The 21,510-nt window shown below is 67.0% G+C and carries 18 protein-coding genes; 8 read left to right on the top strand and 10 right to left on the bottom strand.

Annotated features, from left to right (window positions below; translation table 11 throughout):
• Window positions 1–63: 63 nt before the first annotated feature.
• From AC3A3W_RS15885 to purB, 3 genes are all read right to left on the bottom strand, one after another.
• Window positions 64–4,938: an NAD-glutamate dehydrogenase gene (locus AC3A3W_RS15885; protein WP_487443986.1), complete on the bottom strand. Its 4,875-nt coding sequence runs from the start codon at window positions 4,936–4,938 to the stop codon at window positions 64–66.
• Window positions 4,939–5,070: 132 nt separating this feature from the next.
• Complete coding sequence (locus AC3A3W_RS15880) at window positions 5,071–5,736, bottom strand: histidine phosphatase family protein (RefSeq protein WP_487443985.1); 666 nt, start codon at window positions 5,734–5,736, stop codon at window positions 5,071–5,073.
• A gap of 102 nt (window positions 5,737–5,838) precedes the next feature.
• Window positions 5,839–7,281 (bottom strand): adenylosuccinate lyase, encoded by a 1,443-nt coding sequence (purB, locus tag AC3A3W_RS15875; RefSeq protein ID WP_487443984.1) that lies wholly within the window; start codon window positions 7,279–7,281, stop codon window positions 5,839–5,841.
• A gap of 204 nt (window positions 7,282–7,485) precedes the next feature.
• Between purB and AC3A3W_RS15870 the strand changes: the two genes are divergently transcribed.
• Together AC3A3W_RS15870 and AC3A3W_RS15865 are read left to right on the top strand one after the other, a co-directional pair.
• Window positions 7,486–7,791, top strand: coding sequence for a hypothetical protein (locus AC3A3W_RS15870; RefSeq protein ID WP_487443983.1), 306 nt, complete (start codon window positions 7,486–7,488; stop codon window positions 7,789–7,791).
• Window positions 7,791–9,299, top strand: a complete 1,509-nt coding sequence (locus AC3A3W_RS15865) for a hypothetical protein (RefSeq protein WP_487443982.1) — start codon at window positions 7,791–7,793, stop codon at window positions 9,297–9,299. Before AC3A3W_RS15870 ends, AC3A3W_RS15865 begins: the two co-directional genes overlap by 1 nt.
• Window positions 9,300–9,322: 23 nt before the next feature.
• On the opposite strand, the gene AC3A3W_RS15860 is transcribed toward AC3A3W_RS15865, so the two are convergent.
• Complete coding sequence (locus AC3A3W_RS15860) at window positions 9,323–9,751, bottom strand: phage holin family protein (RefSeq protein WP_487443981.1); 429 nt, start codon at window positions 9,749–9,751, stop codon at window positions 9,323–9,325.
• Window positions 9,752–9,831: 80 nt separating this feature from the next.
• Here AC3A3W_RS15860 and AC3A3W_RS15855 point away from each other — a divergent pair, with 80 nt between their 5' ends.
• From AC3A3W_RS15855 to AC3A3W_RS15835, 5 genes are all read left to right on the top strand, one after another.
• Window positions 9,832–10,950, top strand: a complete 1,119-nt coding sequence (locus AC3A3W_RS15855; RefSeq protein ID WP_487443980.1) for a histidinol-phosphate transaminase — start codon at window positions 9,832–9,834, stop codon at window positions 10,948–10,950.
• A gap of 148 nt (window positions 10,951–11,098) precedes the next feature.
• Window positions 11,099–12,331 carry a pyruvate dehydrogenase (acetyl-transferring) E1 component subunit alpha gene (gene pdhA / locus AC3A3W_RS15850; RefSeq protein ID WP_487443979.1) on the top strand — a complete coding sequence of 411 codons (1,233 nt, stop codon included), beginning with the start codon at window positions 11,099–11,101 and terminating at the stop codon, window positions 12,329–12,331.
• Window positions 12,331–13,311: an alpha-ketoacid dehydrogenase subunit beta gene (locus AC3A3W_RS15845; protein ID WP_487443978.1), complete on the top strand. Its 981-nt coding sequence runs from the start codon at window positions 12,331–12,333 to the stop codon at window positions 13,309–13,311. Before pdhA ends, AC3A3W_RS15845 begins: the two co-directional genes overlap by 1 nt.
• Before the next feature lie 76 nt (window positions 13,312–13,387).
• The gene (locus tag AC3A3W_RS15840; RefSeq protein ID WP_487443977.1) at window positions 13,388–14,950 is read left to right on the top strand and encodes a dihydrolipoamide acetyltransferase family protein; all 1,563 of its coding nucleotides are present in this window, start codon (window positions 13,388–13,390) and stop codon (window positions 14,948–14,950) included.
• Window positions 14,951–15,016: 66 nt separating this feature from the next.
• The gene (locus tag AC3A3W_RS15835; protein WP_487443976.1) at window positions 15,017–15,640 is read left to right on the top strand and encodes a phosphatase PAP2 family protein; all 624 of its coding nucleotides are present in this window, start codon (window positions 15,017–15,019) and stop codon (window positions 15,638–15,640) included.
• A 24-nt stretch (window positions 15,641–15,664) separates the two neighbouring features.
• Here AC3A3W_RS15835 and AC3A3W_RS15830 read toward each other — a convergent pair whose 3' ends face one another.
• The 4 genes from AC3A3W_RS15830 to AC3A3W_RS15815 form a co-directional block, all read right to left on the bottom strand.
• Entirely contained in the window at window positions 15,665–16,003 is a 339-nt protein-coding gene (locus AC3A3W_RS15830; protein WP_487443975.1) for a hypothetical protein, read from the bottom strand.
• Window positions 16,004–16,157: 154 nt separating this feature from the next.
• Window positions 16,158–16,802 (bottom strand): DNA alkylation repair protein, encoded by a 645-nt coding sequence (locus AC3A3W_RS15825; RefSeq protein WP_487444024.1) that lies wholly within the window; start codon window positions 16,800–16,802, stop codon window positions 16,158–16,160.
• Between the two features lie 97 nt (window positions 16,803–16,899).
• On the bottom strand, window positions 16,900–17,331 hold the full coding sequence (locus AC3A3W_RS15820) for a universal stress protein (protein WP_205651515.1): 432 nt from the start codon (window positions 17,329–17,331) through the stop codon (window positions 16,900–16,902).
• A gap of 113 nt (window positions 17,332–17,444) precedes the next feature.
• A complete protein-coding gene (locus tag AC3A3W_RS15815; protein WP_487443974.1) occupies window positions 17,445–18,758 on the bottom strand; it encodes an aminotransferase-like domain-containing protein in 1,314 nt (437 codons plus the stop codon).
• 112 nt (window positions 18,759–18,870) lie between these two features.
• Between AC3A3W_RS15815 and AC3A3W_RS15810 the strand changes: the two genes are divergently transcribed.
• Window positions 18,871–19,740: an isocitrate lyase/PEP mutase family protein gene (locus AC3A3W_RS15810; protein WP_487443973.1), complete on the top strand. Its 870-nt coding sequence runs from the start codon at window positions 18,871–18,873 to the stop codon at window positions 19,738–19,740.
• A 30-nt stretch (window positions 19,741–19,770) separates the two neighbouring features.
• Here the strand turns inward: AC3A3W_RS15810 and AC3A3W_RS15805 are convergent, their stop codons facing one another.
• Both AC3A3W_RS15805 and AC3A3W_RS15800 read right to left on the bottom strand, forming a co-directional pair.
• Entirely contained in the window at window positions 19,771–20,697 is a 927-nt protein-coding gene (locus tag AC3A3W_RS15805) for a GerMN domain-containing protein (RefSeq protein ID WP_487443972.1), read from the bottom strand.
• Window positions 20,698–20,904: 207 nt separating this feature from the next.
• A complete protein-coding gene (locus tag AC3A3W_RS15800) occupies window positions 20,905–21,471 on the bottom strand; it encodes an NAD(P)H-dependent oxidoreductase (protein WP_487443971.1) in 567 nt (188 codons plus the stop codon).
• Between the last annotated feature and the right edge of the window lie 39 nt (window positions 21,472–21,510).

Genomic DNA, 21,510 nt, shown 5'->3' with positions numbered 1-21,510 from the left:
CGTGCGTAAGCGTCCAGAGAACATTGGGAGGGGCGGGCACAATCCACGCCAGCGGCGGGTAGGTCACCGCCGGACCAGCGTCCTCAGGAGCTTCAGAGCAACGGAGATCGAGGCTATGTCCACCTGCCCGGGCTTGGTGACTTCGGCAAACGTGTCCTTAATGCGCCCCAGCTGCTCCTGGTGTCCGCGCTCCCAAGCCACGATGCGTTCCACCACGTCGGTTCGTTCTGGGGAAGGCCCCGGGGTCATCTGCATGACGGAGATGGTCATGTCCGCCACCGCGGAGTAGACGTCGTCGCGCAGGGCCGCGCGCGCCAGGGTTTCCCATCGGCTCTGCCGTGGCAGGTCTGTGATGCGCAGGAGGAGGCTCGCCGCACCGATGCGCTGGAAGACCGCGTAGTACAGATCGGCGATGGCCGTGAGGGGTTCGTCCACTTCCTCGGACACGAGGGAGATGTCGAGCAGCCCGAAGCTTTCCAGCATGTCCGCGGCGCGTGTTCCCAGCTCATGCGGAAGCCCCACACTGTCCCAGTGAGCCAGCCGGTCCTGGACGCGGTCAAGGTCGGAACCGCGCAGGTAGTCCGAGGTTCTGGTCCGCAGCAACTCCAGCGTGGGCATGATCCTGCCGAGGGCCTCGGCTATGGGCTGGTCCCGATGGTCATGCGTGACGTACCAGCGGGTGGCCCGGTCCAGGACCCGGCGCATATGGATGGCCACTTGCGCCGCATGCTCACTCGGATATCCGGGCGGAAGCGCACTCAGCCGGTCCATTACCCAGGGCAGGTCAAAGGCCTCCCGTGCCACTACGAAGGCCCTGGCCACCGCTGCCGCTGTCGCCGTGGTTTCCTCGATTGCGCGGAAGGCGTACGTGATCCCGCCCAGGTTGATCATGTCGTTGGCTACCGCCATGCAGACAATCTGCCGGCGCAGCGGGTGCGTATCCAGTTCGGCATCAAAGCGCTCGGACAACTGGTGCGGAAAGTACCCGCGCAGGACCCGTTTGAACCACGGATCGTCCGCGAGGTCACTGGCGTTGAGTTCCGTAGCCAGTTCAACCTTTGCGTAGGCGGCGAGCACGGACAGCTCCGGCGCGGTCAGCCCCTTGCCAGACCGCAGCCGCTCGTGGAGTTGCTCCGTGCTGGGCAGCCCCTCCAGCTCGCGGTCCAGATCGGTGGCGTTTTCCAGCCAGTCCATGGTCCGTTCGAACCCCGGGCTCCACTCCATCACCAGGTGGCGGTCGTTGAGCAGCAGGACGTTCTGGTCCGTGTTGTTGGCGAGCACGAGCCGGGTCACTTCGCTGGCGAGCGACTGCAGGAAGGAGGTCCGTTCCGTGGCCGGCATCCGTCCGGCGGCGATCATCCGGTCGACGAAGATCTTGATGTTGACCTCGTGGTCGGAGCAGTCCACCCCCGCCGAGTTGTCGATCGCATCGGTGTTCAGCAGAACCCCGCCGAGCGCCGCCTCGATCCGGCCGCGCTGCGTAATGCCGAGGTTGCCCCCCTCGGCGACAACCCGCGCCCGGAGCTCATTGCCGTTGATCCGGATGGGGTCGTTCGCCTTGTCTCCCACCTCCGTGTTCCGCTCGAAGGAGGCTTTGACGTAGGTTCCGATGCCTCCGTTGTAGAGCAGGTCCACGGGCGCCCGCAGAATCGCCTGCATCAGTTCGTGGGGCGACAGAGACAGCAATCCCGGCTGCAGGCCCAAAGCTTCCCGCACCTGCTCCGTAATATCAATGGCCTTAGCCCGGCGGGAATGGACGCCGCCGCCCTCGCTGATGAGCGACGGATCGTAGTCGGCCCACGAGGAGCGCGGCAAGCCAAAGAGGCGCCTGCGCTCTTCGAAGGATGCCAGGGCGTCCGGGGCAGGGTCGAGGAAGATGTGGCGGTGGTCGAACGCCGCCACGAGCTTGATGTGCGGCGAAAGCAGCATTCCGTTTCCGAAGACGTCGCCGCTCATGTCGCCAATGCCGGCCACCGTGAAGTCTTCCCGCTGCGGGTCGGTGCCCAGATCGCGGAAGTGGTGTTTCACGGACTCCCAGGCGCCGCGCGCGGTGATTCCCATCTGTTTGTGGTCGTACCCCACGGAGCCGCCGGACGCGAACGCATCGCCCAGCCAGAAACCGTACTGCTGCGCCACAGCGTTCGCGGCATCGGAAAACGCGGCCGTGCCTTTGTCCGCCGCGACGACAAGGTAGTAGTCATCGCCGTCGTGCCGTACCACCCGGTCGGGAGGAACCACGGCTTCGCCCTGCGCCGAAGTGACGAGGTTGTCCGTGAGGTCCAGCAGCCCGCTGATGAAGATCCTGTAGCACTCCAGGCCTTCGGCCATCCAGGCCTCCCGGTCCGAGGCTGGGTCCGGTAGCCGCTTGGGATAGAACCCGCCCTTGGCTCCGGTGGGCACAATGACGGAGTTCTTCACGTTTTGCGCTTTCACCAGGCCCAGTACTTCGGTCCGGAAGTCCTCGCTGCGGTCCGACCAGCGGAGCCCGCCGCGGGCGAGCTGCCCGAAACGGAGGTGGACGCCTTCCACCCGTGGGGAATAGACCCAGATCTCGTACTTTGGCCGCGGATACGGGGCATTTGAGATGGCCGCAGGATTCACTTTGAAGCTCAGGTGCGGCCTTTCCTGGTAGAAGTTGGTGCGGAGTGTGGCTTCCACCAGGTTCATGAAGGTGCGCAGCAGCCTGTCGGCGTCGAGGACGGGCACCTCCTCTATTGCCGAGAGCAGCTCTGCCCGGGCCACGGCCATATCCCGGAAGCGGCCAGGCACGTCCAAACCCGGGTCAAACTTCGCCCGGAACAGCGCCAGGAGCGCACGAGTTGCCCGGACGTTGGCGAGCAGGGTGTCCGCGATGAAGCCGTAGGAGTTGGTGGTTCCCAGCTGCTGGAGGTACCTGGCATAACTCCGCAGGATGGAGGCCTCCCGCCAGCCCACGCCTTCCCTGATGACGAGCGCGTTGATCCGGTCGGACTCGACATCCCCCCGCATGGCAGCACCGAACGCGTCCGCCAGCAGGTGGCTGGTTGCCTCGGGATCCGCTCCTGCGGGATACATCACGCCCAGGTCGTACAGGTACAGCCTCCGGCCATTGCCCCGGAGGATGTCAAACGGCCGCTGGTCCAGCACTTCCAGTCCAAGGTGGTGCAGGAAGGGCAGAATCTGGGTAAGGCTGCGGGGCCTCGTCAGATACAAGCGGAGCCGGGCCTGCCCGTCAGGACGGTATATGCCTGACGGGGCATATACCGTCAGCAGGGGATCATCGTCGGACCGGCCGCCGTCGCCGTCAAGGTCGAAGATCTCGAAGGTGGTGATGTCCCGGACCGCAGCTTCTGCCTCGTAATCCGCCCGGTAACTCGGCGGGAATGCCTCAGCCCACTGCCGGGAGAGCCTGGCCGCCTCGTCCGCCGGAAAGCGGTCACGGAGCACTTCATCGAGCCCCTCGGTCCAGGACCGGGTGGCGGCGATCAGGCGCCGCTCCAGTTGGGAAGGGTCGACGGCGGCCGGGCCGGCGTCGGCCGCCGCGCCACCGGCGGCGCGGACCGCGGAGGATCCCCCCACCAGAACCCGGAAGAACACCCGGGCCATGGAAGACTCGGTCAGCCGAACCTCGAATTCGATCGAGGTTGCCTTGAACACCAGCCGGAGTTCTTGCTCCATGAGCAGCCGGACGGCGGTGCTGTACCGGCGGCGCGGAAAGAAGATCAACACGGACACGAACCGGCCAAAGCTGTCCAGTCGAAGGAAAAGGCGCGTGCGCCGCAGGGACTCGGCACGGAGGGCCTCGGCCGCGAAACTGGCGAGCTCATCCGGGTCCATGTGGAAAAGTTCCTCGCGCGGAATGGACTCCAGGATGGCCAGCAGCTCCTTGCACTGGTGGGACCTGGGCGAGAATCCAAGTGCTTGCGTCACGGCGCGGACCTTTTCGCGGATGACGGGAATCCGGCGGACGGACTGATGCTCCGCACCAGGGGTGAACAGCCCGACAAACCGTCTTTCCCCGGCCACTTCCCCCGCCGGGCCAAGCACCGCCAGGCGCACTTCGTCCAGGTACGACCGTCTGAGCACGGTTGACCGGACAGCGGACGTGGCCAACGTCAGCACTTTTTCCGCGGGGACGCGATCACCGGCGTCTGGCCCACTGTCGCTGTCCTCCGGGGACCGCCTCAGCAATCCCAGCGCCGACCCCCGGCCTTCGGTGAGTTGCTCCCGTCCGTCGACCCTCGCGATGTCGTAGTCGCGGCAGCCCAGGAAGACGAAGTTGCCGTCGGCGAGCCAGAGGAGCAGCTCGCGCACTTGGTCCACCGGTGGAACCGCACCGGTGGGAAAGCCGTCCAACGCGGCGACGGCGTCAGACACTCTGGCATCGATGGCACCGGCGTCCCCGGCGACAGTCCGCACATCTTCCAGGACGCGCTGCAGCCGTTCCCCGAGCCCGCTGGTGGCGCCCTCGTCCGCCATCCTGCCGATTTCCATCGCTGCCCAGATCTCGACGGTTCCGCGGCCGCCCGGCCCGTCGCCCGACTCCCTGGCGGATAGGTCGGTCAGGCCTTCTCTGGAGGGACCTGGACTGAGGCCCAGCAGCACGTGGGAATCAGGATCCCGCAGGACCCGAAAGGTTGGATGCACGAGCAAATGGATTGTTCCGTCCCCGCGGGTGAGCTCTGCTGTCACGGAATGAAGCAGGTAGGGCAGGTCCTCGGCAACCACTGCGACGATGCTGGCGTCCGGTTCATTCAGGATGCCCACGGCCGCCTGGCCGGGAGGCCGGTACATCCCCACCTCAAGATGATGCAGGGCCCTGGTGCGGAGGGTCTCGGCGCTGTAGCCCTGGAGGTCCTCAGCCGCTACGTGTGCGTAATAGTCTGCGAGGAAGTGCCGATCGGGCTCAAAAGAGCCGGTCCCGGAGGCGGATTCCGGGACCCCAGACATGCGTGACATGCCACTACGCCTCCACGGCGCGGCGCAGCTGCCGCCATCTGCGGCTGGTCATTCCGTCACCGCACCTGGTTTCATCATGGCCGCCGGCCGGAATCCCGTCCAGTGCCAAACAGCCCATCCGCCGGCAGGACGCTATCCGGCGGAACGGCCCATTGGATCCTCGGCGGTGGGATCGGCCAGGGCCAGGCCGCCCACCGGGCTGGCGTCCCAGTGGATGAGGGTCCACCCGCCGTCGGGGTCCCCTTCCAAGGCCACGATGCCGGTGTTTGCGAGCACATGCCTCGCCGCGAATTCCATGTCGATGTTGTCCGCCCGCAGGCCCGCCCAGACGCGGATGGCGGCGCCGTGGCTCACGACGGCGACGGCGCCCGCATCGTCAGCCGCGGCGGCCACCTTGGCGATGGCCGCGTCGTAGCGTTCAAAGAACGCGTGCCCGTCGGGTCCGGCGGGCATCCGGCGGTCGAAATCACCATCGCTCCAGGCGAAGACCGTGGTCATGTACCGCCGGTGCGCCTCGTGGTCAGTCAGCTTCTCCAGGGCGCCGGCCTCGATCTCGTGGATCCCGTCCAACACCTTCACGTCCAGCCCGAGCTCACGTCCGAGCGGCGCCGCGGTGACCTGGGTGCGCAGCAACGTTGACGCGTACAGGGCGCTGATTGGCTCATTCGCCAGCGCCCTTGGGAGCGCTTCCGCCTGGCGTTCTCCGAGCTCGGTCAGCCCGGGGCCGGGGTGGGCGGTGTCCAGCTGCCCCAGCACGTTCCCGGGGGTCTCCCCGTGGCGGATGAGCAGGAGCCTCATGGTTCTCGTTCCTTGTCGTCGTTGTGAAGTGGGGACACGCTGCAAAAGCGGGGGAAACGGAAGCGGCGCCGGACAGTGAAGCCCGGCACCGCCGTCGTTCTCTTATTTCAAATGATCCACCAGCTGGGCCGCGATGCCGGTGTACTTGCCCGGAGTCAGTGCCAGCAGCCGCGCTTCGGCTTCGGGAGAAAGGCCGAGGCTCTGCACGAATTCCTGCATCCGGGCGGCGTCAACGCGCTGCCCGCGGGTGAGGTCCTTAAGCCGCTCGTACGGGTTTTCCATGCCTTCGACGCCGGCGATCGCCTCGGCGCGCATGACCATCTGGATCGCCTCGCCCAGGACTTCCCAGTTGGTGTCCAGGTCTGCGGCGAGCACGCTTTCCGCGACGTCGAGCCGTTCCAGGCCCTTGGCCACGTTGGAGATGGCCAGCAGCGAGTGGCCAAACGCCACGCCGATGTTGCGCTGGCTGGAGGAATCCGTAAGGTCCCGCTGCCAGCGGGAGGTGACCAGCGTGGATCCCAGCACATCCAGGAGCCCGGACGAGATCTCCAGGTTGGCCTCGGCGTTTTCAAAGCGGATCGGGTTGACCTTGTGCGGCATCGTGGAGGAGCCCGTGGCACCTGCCACCGGGATCTGCGCGAAGTAGCCGATTGAGATGTAGCTCCAGATGTCCGTGCAGACGTTGTGCAGGATGCGGTTGAAGCGGGCGACGTCGGCGTACAGCTCGGCCTGCCAGTCGTGGCTCTCGATCTGGGTGGTCAGCGGGTTCCAGGTAAGGCCCAGGCCCTCGACGAATGACTTGGAGACGTGCTGCCAGTCGGCGCCCGGGACGGAGGCCACATGCGCGGCGTAGGTTCCGGTGGCGCCGTTGATCTTGCCGAGGTATTCGGTGTTGGCGATGCGGTCGAGCTGGCGGGTGAGGCGGTGCGCGATGACGGCAAGTTCCTTGCCCAGGGTGGTGGGCGTTGCAGGCTGTCCGTGCGTGCGGGACAGCATGGGCACGGCGCGGTTGTCCTCCGCCATCCTGCTGATCTGGGCCACCAGGGCACGTGCGGCCGGGAGCCACACGTCCTCCACAGCACCCTTCACGCCGAGCGCGTAGGAGAGGTTGTTGATGTCCTCGGAGGTGCAGCCGAAATGCACCATGGCGGTCAGGTTTTCGATGCCGATGGAGGGCAGGCGGCGGCCGATGTAGTACTCCACGGCCTTCACGTCGTGAACCGTGACGGCCTCGATTTCGGCCAGTTCAGCGACGGAGGCGGCGTCGAATTCGGTGACGATCGCGCGGAGCTGCTCCTGCTGGTCGGCCGTCAGCGGGCCAGCGCCGGGAAGGACGTTGTTGCTGGTCAGGTGGATGAGCCACTCCACCTCGACGGCGACGCGGTCGCGGTTGAGGGCCGCCTCGGACAGGTAGTCAACGAGGGGTGCGACGGCGGACTGGTATCGGCCGTCCAGCGGGCCGAGCGCAATCTGTTCCGGCGAGGCGGCGAGGGCCAGGCGTCCGGAGGGCGTACGGGTATCAGCTGTGGCGGCAGTTTCAGGCATGACCTGATTCTTTCATGAACTCCGGCGGCCGCTGAAGCACGCGGTTGCTTGTGACTTCTCCTCCCCAGCCTGCGTCCGGGGAGCCTATCCACATAGCCGACGGCGGCTGTTCCGGAGCAGGGCAGGGCGCCTTAGCGTTGTCGGCAGGACGGGAGAAAGCGGTGGGCGCCGGCAGCGCCGGCCGGAAGGACTGGGGGGAACAGCATGAGCGCCAGCTTTACCGCGGACGATGCATCGGCGTGCTCGTCGCGCCAGTTTGAGGTGCAGCTCCTGGCAGGGAGGGCGGAGGCCTGTGCGGAGCAGCTCGATGGTGTTCTGTTCCGGCTTTCGCAACTGCAGCTGTCTGACTGGCAGTCGCCCGCCGGAGCGGCCTACCGGATGAGCGTCGGGCTGCAGGCGGCCGCCCTGCGTCGGGCCAAGGAACGCATGGACCTGGCGGCGCACGCCATCCGAGGGCATGCCCGGAATGTTTCCGTCTCGTCCATGCGGACTGCGGCAGGGGGCTACTAATGGCCGAGGTGACGCCGTCGGGGAGCGGTGGCCCGCTGCGGCCTCTGGAAACGGCGCCGGGCGGCCACTTCTCCGTCCGGGGCGGGGTGGCCGGAATTGCTTTCCAGCTGGAGGAGCTGGCGGCAGGTGCGCGCGGGCTGGAAGGCCTGGCCCGGGACCTCGCCGCCGTGGAAGTGTCCGCCCACAGGATCTGGACGGAGCTGGTTCCGTACCAAAACGATCCGCCGTCAAGTGGGACTGAAGCGCTCACCGCCGTGGGGGAAGGGCGGCGTGCCGTTGCCACGGTGCGGGAGGAACTGCAGGACATTGGCAACCAGATACAGGCCTGCCGGCGGGAGTACGAGGAGGCCGAACAGCGGACCCTGTCCCACCTCCGCTTCGGCACGGACTCGCTGAGGCTGGTGCTGCCGCAGTTGGTGGATATGCACCTCGGCGGGTTCCCTACCCCGGACAACCCTGACCTTAGCCGGCTGCTGAACAGGGACAGCACAGAGGCGCTCGCAGGCCATTATCCGTTCATCATGGCCCTCGTGGGCGCAAATCCCGAGCGTGCACTCGAGGCGGCGAGCCTGGCGGTGACATCAGAGATGCAGGGGCCCGGCATCCCCATTGTTGTCCGCATGCTGGTTGACGGGCTGATGCCCCACCTCAAGCCCCGTGAGGTCAAGGCGATCGGAGGTCCCAGCTCGAGTGTCCTCCTTGATGCCTCCCCTGCCGGGCTCCTGTCCAGAGCACGGTCCGTGGATGAGGACGGCAAAGGCAAGATCGAAATCCTCAGGGCATCCGGCGGGGACCATGAGGCGTTCATCGTCATCGTTCCCGGCACGCAGCCCGGAGACGCGGGCGGTCCCAACCCGTTCGATGAGGCCGGAATCGTCGAAGCGCTCGGATACGGCTCTGAGCATACGAGTGCCGCCATCCGGGAAGCGCTGCAGCAGGCCGGGGCGGAGGCCGGCGCCCAGGTGGTGGCCGTTGGCTACAGCCAGGGCGGCATCCATGCCATGAACCTGAGCCAGGACAAGGCTTTCCTCGCCGAGTACGACCTCAAATACGTGCTCACGGCTGGATCCCCGGTGGGCGGCATCACCCCGGAACCGGGGATCAGCAGCCTGCACCTGGAACACCGGCAGGACTGGGTTCCGGGGAGTGAAGGGGCGGTCAACCCGGACACCAGGGACCGGGTCACCGTCACGCTCGAGAACCGCGTGCTGACGCCCTTGGGCGAGGCTCCGGGGCTCGGTCCCGGCCACAGGCTCACCAACTATGAAGCCGGCGCCCGGGCAGTTTCCGCGAGCAGCGACCCGTCCCTCGTGGCGTCAACGGACGTGCTGGCCGGGACCGTGGGTGCCGGGGGAGCAGCCATGGCCACGCGGTTCCAGCTGGTCCGCACTCCGAAGCCGCAACAGTACTTTGCCGGCCTCAGTCCCGGATTCGAAGCGGATATCCGGACTGTCGAAGGAAAGCCGGCGGCGGGCAAGGCTCCGGAAGGAAATGGCCGGCGGCGGTGAGGCCGTCCAGCAGGGCAGTGGCCCTACCGGTGGCGTGCCCCAGGGATCCTGTCGGCCACCAGGGAGACGATGGTGATGATGATGGCTGCCAGTACGGCGGTCCAGAAGAAAGAGTCAATCGTGAAGTCCACCGGTGTATAGCTGCTGATCCACGAGGTCAGGTACAGCATGGCAGCGTTGATGACGATCGTGAACAGACCCAGGGTGAGGATGGTGATGGGCAGCGAGAGGAAGCTGACGATCGGACGCACGAAGGCATTGACCAGCCCGAAAATCAGCCCGATGAACAGGTAGGCGAGGACGATGCCGGCCACATCGGTCCCCTGGCTGACGCCGGTATTCTCTACGGCCGCTTTGGCGGCCGAGGTGGTGATGTTTAGTCCGGGAAGAATCCAGCTGGCAATCCACAGCGCCAGACCATTGATGAGCACGCGGACGATGAAAGATCGCATGCGCCCATGCTGTCACATCTCGCGGGACACCGCGGAGCGCGGGCACAACCGCGGGAGGCGGGCGAAGTAGGCTAGTTGGCATGAGTTCATCAGAGACCATGGCGGGCGGTGTCAGGCCGCGACCGGTGGTTGACCGGCTGCCCCGCTACGCCGCAGGCAAGCCGCCCGTCGCCGTCGACGGCCTGGCCAGCTATAAGCTGTCGTCCAACGAGAACCCGCTCCCGCCGATTCCGGCCGTTGCCGAGGCCATCGCGGCGCAGACCGACTTTAACCGTTACCCGGATCCGCTGAGCACCAAGCTCCGGACCGCGCTCGCCGACTTCCTGGATGTGCCGGCTGAGGACATCGTCACGGGCGCGGGCAGCCTGGGGGCGCTCAACCAGATTCTGGCAGCCTTCGCCGGCCAGAACGACGACGGCAAAGCCGACGAAGTGATCTACGCATGGCGCTCCTTCGAGGCCTATCCCATCTGTGTTGGCTTGGCCGGTGCCGAGAGTGTGCGTATTCCCGTCACGCCGGACGGCCGCCACAATCTGGAGGCCATGGCGGCAGCCGTGACCATGCGCACCAAGGTCATTCTTCTCTGCACGCCGAACAACCCCACCGGTCCCATCCTGACGGCCGAGGAAACCGAACGGTTTATCAAGACCGTTCCTTCCGACGTGGTCGTGGTCATCGACGAGGCCTACCAGGAGTTCGTCCGGGCGGAAGACGCCGTCGACGGCATTCGAATGTACCGGAAATACCCCAACGTGGTGGCGCTCCGGACCTTCTCCAAGGCACACGGCCTCGCTGGGTTGCGCGTGGGCTACAGCATCTCCCAGCCGGAACTCACACAGCACCTTCGCGTAGCCGCCACACCCTTTGCGGTGTCCCAGATCGCGGAACAGGCCGCCGTGGTGTCCCTCCAGAATTTTGATCAGGTTGTAGAAAGGGTACAAAGCCTGGTGGATGAGCGGGACCGCGTGACGGCCGGTCTCCGTGACCTCGGCTGGTTCGTTCCAGAGGCGCAGGGGAACTTCGTCTGGCTGAACTTGGGCGAAGACAGCGCCGAGTTCGCACAGCTGGCGGGGGAGCGGGCGCTGTCCGTGCGTGCCTTCGGAAACGAGGGCGTCCGGGTCAGCATCGGCGAGGTGGAGGCCAACACGCGATTCCTCGACCTCTGTGCGGTCTATACAAAACCCCCGCGGGGTTCCTAGCGGTTAACGAATGCCCCGCGGTAGTTACGCCGGATAAAGTAAGGAACAGTAAGCCAGAAATATATGCCGCGGATGGAATGCATTCCGTATGCGGCATATATCCCAGCGACATTGCAACGCATCCGGATGCGGCAAGCAAGGAGACGGTATGGGCGCCACACATCTGCCCTCCACCGAGTTCGACGGAACAGACGTGGATGACCAGCTAGAGGCCGAGGCCGAGGCTGCCCTGGGCGAGCCGCCGGTCGAGATGGTCCAGCTGCTTGGCCCGGACGGCAAGCTCGGCACGGACGCCATGTTTTCGGAGTATGCCGATCGGCTCGATGCGGAAAAGCTGCGCGGCTTTTATGCCGATATGGCCGCGATCCGGCGGTTCGACCAGGAGGCCACTGCGCTCCAGCGCCAGGGCCAGCTGGCGCTCTGGGTTCCGCTGACCGGCCAGGAGGCTGCGCAGATTGGCTCCGGGCGGGCCAGCCAGCCCCAGGACTACATCTTCCCCACCTACCGTGAACACGGTGTTGCCCTCACCCGGAACGTTGACCTCGCCGAGCTCCTCCGGCAGTTCCGCGGCATCTCCAACGGCGGCTGGAACCCCAAGGACACCAACTTCCATCTGTACACACTGGTCCTCGCTGCCCAGACGCCGCACGCTGTCGGCTACGCCATGGGCATCCAGCGCGATCAGCGGCTCGCTGAGGCCAACGGCATGGCGGAGTCCGGAGCAGCCGAGCCGAAGGCTGCCGTCATGGTCTATTTCGGTGACGGCGCCAGCTCTGAGGGCGACGTCCACGAATCCATGGTGTTTGCCTCGTCCTACAAGGCGCCGGTGGTCTTCTTCTGCCAGAACAATCACTGGGCCATCTCCGTGCCGACTGCCGTGCAGACCCGCGTCCCGCTCTCAAACCGGGCCAAGGGCTACGGGTTCCCGGGCATCCGGGTGGACGGCAACGATGTCATCGCCGTGCATGCCGTCACTGAGTGGGCGCTGGAGCACGCCCGGCAGGGCAACGGCCCGGTGCTGATCGAGGCCTTCACCTACCGCGTAGGCGCCCACACCACCGCGGACGACCCCACGAAGTACCGGGCATCCTCCGAAGAGGCGATGTGGCGGGCCAAGGACCCGCTGGAGCGGCTGGAGAAGTACCTCCGCTCCGAGGACATGGCCGATGATGCCTTCTTCAAGCAGGTCGCGGCGGACGGTGACGAACTTGCCGCCTATATCCGCAAGTCCACCTACGATTCGGATACCCCGGACATCCGGACGGCCTTCGCCAACACGTACGTTGAGGCCCACCCGCTTGTGGCCGAGGAACTGGCCTGGTTCGAGGAGTACACCGCTGGTTTTGCCGGCGAGGACACCGCAGAAGGAGCTGGCCACTGATGACCACCATGACCATTGCCAAGGCCATCAACGAGGGCCTGCGCGCCACCCTCAGCAACAACCCCAAGACACTGCTGATGGGCGAGGACATCGGACCCCTCGGCGGCGTATACCGCGTGACGGACGGCCTGATCGGCGAGTTCGGAGCGGACCGCGTCGTGGACACGCCGCTGGCGGAATCCGGCATCGTCGGCACCGCCATCGGCCTGGCGCTGCGGGGCTACCTGCCGGTCTGTGAGATCCAGTTCGACGGTTTCGTGTTTCCCGGGTTCAACCAGATCACCACCCAGCTCGCCAAAATGCACTCGCGCAGCAACGGGAATCTGACCGTCCCCGTCGTGATCCGCATCCCGTACGGCGGCGGCATCGGTTCCATCGAGCACCACTCGGAATCGCCCGAGGCACTGTTCGCGCACACCGCCGGTCTCCGCATCATCACTCCGTCCAATCCGCACGATGCCTACTGGATGATCCAACAGGCCGTCGAATGCCAGGACCCCGTCATCGTCTTCGAACCCAAGCGCCGCTACTGGCTCAAGGGCGAGGTGGACACCGCGACGGCGGGACTGGCCGAGGACCCCTTCAAGGCCCACGTGGTCCGGGAGGGCAGCGATGCCACGGTTGTGGTCTACGGACCCCTCGTTCCGGTGGCACTCGCAGCGGCGAATGCCGCCGCAGAAGACGGGCGCAGCATCGAGGTCATCGACCTCCGCTCCATCTCGCCGATCGACTTCGACACCATCGAAGCCTCGGTAAAGAAGACCGGCCGGCTCATCGTCTCCCATGAGGCCCCCACCTTCGGCGGCATTGGAGGCGAAATCGCGGCCCGGATCGGTGAGCGGGCCTTCCATTCCCTCGAAGCCCCCGTCATTCGTGTGGGCGGCTTCCACATGCCCTACCCCGTGGCCAAGGTGGAAGAGGACTACCTTCCGGACATTGACCGCATCCTTGAGGCGCTGGACCGGGCTTTTAGCTACTGACGCTTCCCACTGACGTTTCCGCCTGCGGCCGCCTCCGGGCGCCGGCCAGCCTGAGCTTTCGAAACCCGAGGACCCCATGACGCTTAACAAGTTCAACCTTCCCGACGTGGGCGAAGGCCTGACCGAGGCCGAGATCGTCTCCTGGAAGGTCAAACCGGGCGACACGGTGGCCATCAACGATGTCCTCTGCGAGATCGAGACCGCCAAGTCGCTCGTGGAACTCCCCTCTCCGTTCGCCGGCACCGTCACGGAACTGCTGGTTCCCGAAGGCGTGACGGTCGACGTCGGAACGGCCATCATCAGTGTTTCCGACGCCGTTTCGGGGGACCCCACTCCGGCCGACGTTCCGCTGCCCGCCTTGCAGGAAAGCGAGCCAGAGCCTCTGTTGTACGGCAAACTGCACCAGCACCAGCACACAGGTCCAACGGCGTCCGACGGCGGAGCAGCGGCCGGGGGGCTGGCCGGCGGTCCGCTGGTGGGTTCCGGCCCGAAAGCCGACCCCGTCACACGCCGTCCGCGGAAGGCCTCCACGGCGGCGGGCGGTCAGGGCGAGGCCGGGGTGTCGGTAGGCTCAATCCCTGGTGGGGGCGAGGCCGGGGTGTCGGCAGGCTCAATCCCTGGTGGGGGCGAGGCCGGGATGCCGGCAGGCTCAATCACCGGTCAGGGCGGGCCCGGGGTTTCGGCTGCCTCAATCGGCGGCCTGGAGAAGCCCACGTTGGGCGGTGCCATCACCGGGCTGGTCAACAAAGTGCTGGCCAAGCCGCCGGTGCGCAAGATCGCCCGGGACCTGGGGATCGATCTGGCCGATGTGACTCCCACCGGCGCCCGTGGCGAGGTGACCCGCGAGGACCTGGTCAGCTACCAGGCCCAGCGTGACGCGGAGCTGGACAAGGCAGACACGTTCTGGGGCAAGTCGGACCGGCCCCAGGAGCAGCGGATCGAACGCATCCCGGTGAAGGGCGTCCGCAAGGCCACCGCCAAGGCGATGGTGGATTCCGCCTTCTCCGCGCCGCACGTCAGCATCTTCGTGGACGTTGACGCCAGCCGTACCATGGAGTTCGTCAAGCGGCTGAAGGCTTCGCGCGACTTCGAGGGCATCAGGGTCTCCCCGCTCCTGATCCTGGCCAAGGCTGTCATCTGGGCTGCGGCCCGGAACCCCAGCGTCAACGCCACCTGGGTGGACAACCCGGGCGGCGACTCTGCCGAGATCCAGGTCAAGCACTTCATGAACCTGGGCATTGCCGCGGCTACCCCGCGGGGTCTGATGGTTCCGAATATCAAGAATGCCCAGGATCTCTCCCTCAAGGAGCTGGCGCTGGCCCTGAACGATCTCGCCACGACGGCGCGGGCCGGCAAGACCCAGCCGGCCCAGATGCAGGGCGGCACTTTGACCATCACGAACATCGGCGCCCTGGGCATCGACACCGGCACCCCCATCATCAATCCGGGCGAGGTGGCCATCGTGGCATTCGGCACCATCAAGCAGAAACCCTGGGTGCTGGACGGCGAGGTCATTCCGCGCTGGATCACCACGCTCGGCGGGTCCTTCGACCACCGCGTCGTGGACGGCGACCTGTCCGCGCGCTTCATGGCCGACGTCGCCGCCATTCTCGAGGAGCCTGCCCTCCTGCTGGACTGACAGAGTCACGGCCAGCGGAGTGCCCGCCTCACGGCGTCAGTTCGCGGGATGACGGGGGGTCCGCGCGTGCCGCGAGAGCAAAGGAACACAGTCATCCGGAACCGGGCGGCGCTGTTCCTCTCGGCGGTCTTCCAGCCGCCGGTCACCGTGGCAGTGCTGCTGCTGCTCAGCCCGGTGATTGAACCTGGTTACCCGGGAACTGCCTGGTTCGGTGCCCTGGCCGTACTGTTTGTCTGCGTGCTGCCCTTCGCCGCCGTGTTGCTCCTGGTGCGGCTGGGCAAGATCACGGATCATCACGTCAGTGACAGCCGCCAGCGGGCGCCGGTGATGGCCATGGCCCTGCTCTCGCTGCTCGCGGGCCTGGGCCTGCTCACGGCGGTCGACGCCCCCGCCAGCGTGATTGTCATGGTTCTGGCGATCGTCGGGAGCGTGGTGGTGCTTGGCGCGATCAGCGTCGTCTGGAAAATCAGCGGGCACGCGGGAGCGGTCGCGCTGTCGACGGCCATCGCCGTCCTCATGCTGGGCGCGACGTGGATTCCGCTGATGCTGCTGATCCCCGCCGTCGGCTGGTCGCGCGTGGTGCTGCGCGCGCACACAGCGGCTCAGGTGGTGATGGGCGCGCTGGTCGGCGGGGGTGTCGCGGCTGGTTTGTGGCTGCTGCTGCGGGAAGCGATGGTCCGCGCCGGCTGAACGCCGCGGGTCTCGCGGGGCTGCCTAGTACGCCGGATACGTGGTCATCAGTTGCGCCAGCGCGGGATCGGCCGAGAGGCCGGCGAGGCTGATCGCGGCACCGATCATGGCAGCGGCGAGGCCCGCCACGCAGGCGGACACGGTGGCCAGGAACTTCCAGTCGTTCCGCAGCACGCTCTGCATGGTGTCGGGGAGCTGCAGGTTCGGGGAAATGAGGTTGGGCGCGCTGTCCACGGAACCGTCGTCCAGCAAGGCGATAACCCGTCCCGCGCTGCGGTCCAGCCGCATCGAGCAGATGTGGTTGCCGTGGCGGGCAAGGAGGATGTCGTGGCCGACGAGGTGGCGTCGCTGAAGCGTAAGCATTTTAGGATCCTGGCGCTGGTAGGTGCTGGTCTGTCCGCACCATCGGGGGCACCATCAATTTTACCTTTGGGCCACCCCCCAATCCCCGGAACACCGGGTGAGACTGCCCACCAGGAGGGGTGACGCCCGTCAAGTCCCCGGCTGTCGAGTGCCCTTACTGACCTTGCTGCCGGCGCACCATCTCGTTGATCCAGATGGGCGCGAACGGAGACGTGCAGTTCGGGGGCGTCGGATAGTCCTTGAGCACCTCCAGGCGCTCACCGATGCCGATTGCACGGGCGCGGTGCCCGGAGTGCTCGATCCCGATCTGGGCCAGGCAGTGGTTCATCGCCCACTGCAGACGGTCCGGGGCGTCCTTCATCTCCGCCTCGATGACATCAAGCAGTCCTGCAAGGTCGAGGCCCTCGGGCTTCTTCGCGACGCGTTCGGTGGTCAGCGCCCAGCCCGCACTGGCGACCACTGGATCCGGATCGGCGGACCAGGCCAGGCGCAGCGCCTCGGAGTGCGCGCTCTTCTTGACCACGTAGTTCACGAGCCAGTCGTGCACCTTGGGCGTGCGCGCCTCCCGCAGCATGGTGTCCAACTCGTCACGCTCGAACGACTTCGGTCGGCAGATCAGGATCGCCAGCAGTCTTGCCGCGGTGTCTGCCGTCTCCCAGAGCCGGCACGCGAGTTCCTGCTGGGTCTTGAGCCGCTTCGCGAGTGCGCGCAGCTTGCTCAGGTTCACGCCGTGATCGTCGCCGTGTTTATCGTTCACCGCGCGGGCCTTCGGGTCCTCGAGCTCGCCCAGCTCGGCCATCACCTCGCCCACCGTCGCCCCGGTCAGTGTTCCCTCAGTCAGTGTCGTCTCAGCCACGCCGGCCTCCAGTCCATCACGTGCGGGATTCGATACAGGCCTAGTCGGCGCCGTAGGTGTTGGCGATGTACACGTCGCAGGAGGCATTGTGGGCAACGCTGTTGGCGACGCTGCCCAGCACGCGCCCGAGGCCGTGCATGCGGCGGTTGCCCACCACGATCATCCGCGCGCTGGAGCGGTCGGCTTCTTTAATGAGGGCGTCGGCCGGCTTGCCGCGTGCCGCGGAATAGGTCACGGTGAGCCCCGCGACGGCGAGGCCCGCGGCAACATCCCGGGCCACTTTCTCCGCTTCACCGGCGTCTGAGACGATCCACTTGTCACTGCCGCTGCCGTACACCTCGGTCCGGTCCGTATCGAAAGCCGACACGACGTGCAGCGTTGCACCCAGCGCCACGGCGAGGTCCCGGGCCGCCTCCGCGGCCTTGCGTGCGGTTGCGCTGCCGTCCACGCCCACAACAATGATTCCGCTCATGATCCGCTCCTCTTTCGTTCGCCGCATCCGGGTGCGGGCTGCATCGTCGCATTCCGCACCTCCCCGTCCGGGGCCATCATCAGGCTACAGTGCCGCACTGACCGCAGCGCGGATCAGCTTCCCGCGTGCCCCGCAGCCCGCGCATCGATGGCTTCCTTCAGCACCGGAGCAAGCCGCCGCACACCCTCGGCGATGCTGTCCGGAGGTACGGCGCTGAAGGCCAGGCGCAGCTTATTGGACGGCTCATCCGAGGGACTGAAGGCCGCTCCCGGGATAAAGACGACGCCGGCGTCGATCGCCTTGCGCAGCAGAGGGTAGGTATCCACGCCGTCCGGAAGGGTTACCCACACGAAGAAGCCGCCCTCCGGCCGTGTCCACGTAAGCCCGTCCGGCATGTACTCCTCCAGTGCCGCCAGCATGGCGTGGCAGCGCTCCGCGTACAGCCCCCGGTACGTCTCGATCTGGCCCTTCCAGTCGTAGTCCCGGAGGTAGGCCGAGACCAGCATCTGGTTCAGCGTGGGCGGGCACAGCGTTACGGCCTCGGATGCCAGGTAGTAGCGGCGCTGCAGGTGGGCGGGGACGAGGGCCCAGCCGATGCGCAGTCCGGGGGCGAAGATCTTGGAAAACGACCCCATGTAGATGACATCGTCCGGGTTGGCAGCCCGCAGCGGTTCCAGTGGCTTGCCGTCAAAACGGAGAAGGCCGTAGGGGTTGTCCTCGAGCACCAGGATGTTGGCCCGGCGGCAGATGTCCACTATCCGCTGGCGCCGCTCCTGCGCCAGGGTGATGCCGGACGGATTGTTGAAGTTGGGGATCGTGTAGAGGAACTTGACGTTTTTCCCGGCACCCTGGAGCTCGGCGATCCTGGCCTCGAGAAGCTCAGGCACCAGGCCGTCGTCGTCCATGGCCGCCGCCTCAACCTGGACCTGGTACGCCTCGAAGGTGTTCAGGGCGCCCACGTAGGTGGGTTCCTCCACGAGGACGACGTCCCCGGGGTTGCAGAAAACCTTGGTGGCCACGTCCTGGGCCGACTGGGAGCCGGCGGTGATCACCACGTTCTCGGGCGTGGCGTCCAGGATGCCCTCGGCGGCCATGACCTCGCAGATCTGGGCGCGAAGCTCCGCCGTGCCCTGCCCGCCGCCGTACTGCAGGGCGGTCAGGCCCTGTTCGGCGATGATCCCCGCGGCGGTCTGGCCCAGCTTCTCCAGGGGGAGCGACTGGAGGTAGGGGCTGCCGCCGGCAAGGGAGACGAGCCCCGGGCGCAGCGAGATGTCGAAGACGTCGCGGACGGCCGATTGTTTGATGTTGGCGGCGCGCTCCGAGAAGAGTCCTTCGTGGCGGTGCGAGGACGTTGCCGCCCGTTCGATCGCGTCAATGGCTTCGGCGGGCAGGACGGCTGCAGCGGCGTCAAGTGTCTCGTGGGTCACAGTCCCTAGGATACAGCCAAGTGTTGCCAAGAAGGCAACAGTTGTTGACGGGGTGCAGGGATTTGGGCGGCAGGTCCTTTACGCGGGCATGCCGAGGGCATGGAATGGAGCCATGACCACGTCCCAGTCCTTTCGTGCCCAGTCGGACAAGGCCGCAGCCTTCCGAGAACTCCATGCGGAAGGACCGTCCCCGCTGGTGCTGGTGAATGTCTGGGATGCGGCGTCGGCAAGGCTTGTGGAGCAGGCCGGAGCGCACGCCCTGGCCACATCCAGCTCGGCCATCTCCTGGAGCCTGGGCTTTCCGGACGGCAACCACCTGCCGGTTGCCCTCGCCATGGCGGCGCTCGGCAGGATTGCGGCGGCGACGGACCTTCCGGTGACGGCCGACATCGAAACGGGGTACGCCAGCAGGGGCGGTGCCTTCGACGACGCCTTGCTGGAGCAGACCATCATGGCGGTGCTGGCGGCGGGGGCCGTGGGCGTGAACATCGAGGATTCCGGAGATGAGCCGCTGACCGACGTTGCGGAGCAGGCACGCAGAATCGGGACCGTCCGGAGGCTGGCGGAGGAGGCCGGGGTGCGGCTTTTCATCAACGCCCGGACGGACACCTACCTTTCGGGGCGGTTTCCGGAATCGGCCTTCGAGGAAACGCTGCTGCGGGTCCCGGCATATCTGGCCGCCGGGGCGGACGGCATCTTCGTGCCGGGCGTGACGGATCTGCATATCCTTCACGAGCTCTCCCGCCGGATTCCGGCACCGTTGAACGCACTCGCCGGAGTGGGTGCGCCCTCCGTCGGGGAACTGCACGACGCCGGTGTGCGGCGGATCAGTATCGGCGGCAATACGGCGAAGGCAGCCTATGCGACGGTGTCCAGGGTGGCTGCTGAAATCCTGGGCGACGGCAACTGGTCCAAGCTGGCCGGAGCCCGCAGCCACGCCGAGATGGACGCCCTCTTCACCCGGGCGCAGACACGCGAATGACGCGCGCGTGTTGAACCCAGCGGACCGCGCCTACCGCAGGCTCAGGACGTCTGCCAGCCTCACGCCGTCGACGTAGATCTCGGCACGGACGGCGCCGACCGCCGTCACGGCAGTGTGGGTGAGCTGGGCGTCAATCCGGGGGATGTCGCACACACCGCCGGGCTGAACCGCGCCGGTCAGGTTCACCACCACCGTCTCCCCGTCCAGGTATCCGGAAACATACTTCAGCGCGGATGATGCCAGGGCGTTGTACAGTCCGGCAGGCGTGCCACTCCCGGACAGCAGATGGCCCATGGCCGCCTGAAGCGGCTCGCGGATCGCGGGGTCGGCGTGGCGCACAGCGACGAGGCTGTCATTGCAGCCGAAGCGCACGCCGGAACTGCCGCCGTCGTCCACTGCCACGTAGTACACCGCCGTGCCGGCCACGATGCCCGACCCCCCGCCTGAGCCGCCAGCGGCACCCGTTCCAAAACCGGCTGCGGGTCCGGCTGCAGCCCCGCCGGTCCCCGTGCCCGCGGCCGAAGGAGCCGGAGCTCCGGCGACATCCTGCTCCGGCAGGGCCGGCCCGCCGGCGGTTCCGTCAACGGACTCCGACTCCGCAGGCGGTGCCGGCGGGGGAGGAGTCGCAGCTGCCTGGGGGACGGAATTCGTGCCGGAGTTGGGGTTGGACCCCGCGCCGGACCCGATGCCAGGCCCTGCGCCGGATGCCTGGACAAGTCCTTCACCCGCGGTCGCTGCAGGCGGCGTGGCAGCCCCGGCTCCCTCGGGCGGCGTCGGGGCGGGAACGGGCCGGGGGTCCGGGGCCGCCGGGCCCGGCGCGGCGGCAGGAGCCTTTTCGGCAGCGGTGCCGCCCGGGGACTCCGGCACGGACACGCAGGACCCCAGCCACAACGGAAGCAGCAGGCAGAACGCGGCGGCCGCCGTCGTCCGCACCCTGCCGCCCAGGCTGGTCTTCATGGCTGCTGCACCGTACTTCCCGCTCGCGCGTCCCGTATATCAACGGTAGTGCGGCGGAAGTCGGCGCGGAACGGAGTGCCGGTGTCAGTTCGGCCGCAGCTCAGTTACGGAATGGTTGCGCCGCGCGGCGCCGGCCGGCCCCCGGAACGCCAACGCCCCGGGCAACAGGGGGGAGTTGCCGGGGGCGTTCGGGGGGGTGGCGTGGGGTTAGGCTGCAGCCTCTGCCTTCTCGGCTGCGGCGAGGGCGCTGAAAATGCCCTTGATCTGCTCGACAACCTCGGCGTCGTCCTTCGGGTGGGTCTCGGCGAAGCGGACCATGGAGCCCGGGACGGCGAGCTTGACGTCCTCCAGGACGCGCGCGCCGGCGATGCCGACGGCCTTGCGGGCCTCGTCCTGGGCCCAGACGCCGCCGAACTGGCCGAAGGCGGTGCCGACGACGGCGGTGGGCTTGCCGGTCAGGGCGCCGGCGCCGTACGGGCGGGACAGCCAGTCAACAGCGTTCTTGAGTGACGCAGGCATGGTTCCGTTGTGCTCGGGGGTGACCAGGAGCAGGGCGTCGGCCTCATTTGCTGCGGCGCGGAGGGCTGCGGCGGCCGCGGGGACCTGGCCCTCGATGTCGATGTCCTCGTTGTAGAACGGGAGGTTGCCGAGGGTCTCGTAAATCACGATGTCGAGATCCGCGGGAGCGTTCAGCTGGATGGCCTCTGCCAGCTTGCGGTTGGTGGAATCGGCGCGAAGGCTGCCGACCAGGGTCAGTACGGTGCTCTTGGACATGTGAACTCCTTGTGTCAGGCCGCGGAACGGTCCGCCGGC

This window comes from Arthrobacter sp. Soil_N43, from assembly GCF_057655195.1.
Note: the sequence above shows the minus strand (reverse complement) of the source record. Positions and strands in the feature narration are given on the sequence as shown.

Bases quoted from the DNA above. Each gene is read 5' to 3' on its own strand.
- pdhA (WP_487443979.1), top strand. From the start codon at position 11,099: ATGGGCGCCACACATCTGCCCTCCACCGAGTTCGACGGAACAGACGTG.
- purB (WP_487443984.1), bottom strand. From the start codon at position 7,281: ATGCCTGAAACTGCCGCCACAGCTGATACCCGTACGCCCTCCGGACGC.
- AC3A3W_RS15870 (WP_487443983.1), top strand. From the start codon at position 7,486: ATGAGCGCCAGCTTTACCGCGGACGATGCATCGGCGTGCTCGTCGCGC.
- AC3A3W_RS15880 (WP_487443985.1), bottom strand. From the start codon at position 5,736: ATGAGGCTCCTGCTCATCCGCCACGGGGAGACCCCCGGGAACGTGCTG.
- AC3A3W_RS15840 (WP_487443977.1), top strand. From the start codon at position 13,388: ATGACGCTTAACAAGTTCAACCTTCCCGACGTGGGCGAAGGCCTGACC.
- AC3A3W_RS15885 (WP_487443986.1), bottom strand. From the start codon at position 4,938: ATGTCACGCATGTCTGGGGTCCCGGAATCCGCCTCCGGGACCGGCTCT.
- AC3A3W_RS15810 (WP_487443973.1), top strand. From the start codon at position 18,871: ATGACCACGTCCCAGTCCTTTCGTGCCCAGTCGGACAAGGCCGCAGCC.
- AC3A3W_RS15830 (WP_487443975.1), bottom strand. From the start codon at position 16,003: ATGCTTACGCTTCAGCGACGCCACCTCGTCGGCCACGACATCCTCCTT.
- AC3A3W_RS15845 (WP_487443978.1), top strand. From the start codon at position 12,331: ATGACCACCATGACCATTGCCAAGGCCATCAACGAGGGCCTGCGCGCC.
- AC3A3W_RS15800 (WP_487443971.1), bottom strand. From the start codon at position 21,471: ATGTCCAAGAGCACCGTACTGACCCTGGTCGGCAGCCTTCGCGCCGAT.
- AC3A3W_RS15825 (WP_487444024.1), bottom strand. From the start codon at position 16,802: ATGGCCGAGCTGGGCGAGCTCGAGGACCCGAAGGCCCGCGCGGTGAAC.
- AC3A3W_RS15855 (WP_487443980.1), top strand. From the start codon at position 9,832: ATGAGTTCATCAGAGACCATGGCGGGCGGTGTCAGGCCGCGACCGGTG.
- AC3A3W_RS15865 (WP_487443982.1), top strand. From the start codon at position 7,791: ATGGCCGAGGTGACGCCGTCGGGGAGCGGTGGCCCGCTGCGGCCTCTG.
- AC3A3W_RS15820 (WP_205651515.1), bottom strand. From the start codon at position 17,331: ATGAGCGGAATCATTGTTGTGGGCGTGGACGGCAGCGCAACCGCACGC.
- AC3A3W_RS15805 (WP_487443972.1), bottom strand. From the start codon at position 20,697: ATGAAGACCAGCCTGGGCGGCAGGGTGCGGACGACGGCGGCCGCCGCG.
- AC3A3W_RS15860 (WP_487443981.1), bottom strand. From the start codon at position 9,751: ATGCGATCTTTCATCGTCCGCGTGCTCATCAATGGTCTGGCGCTGTGG.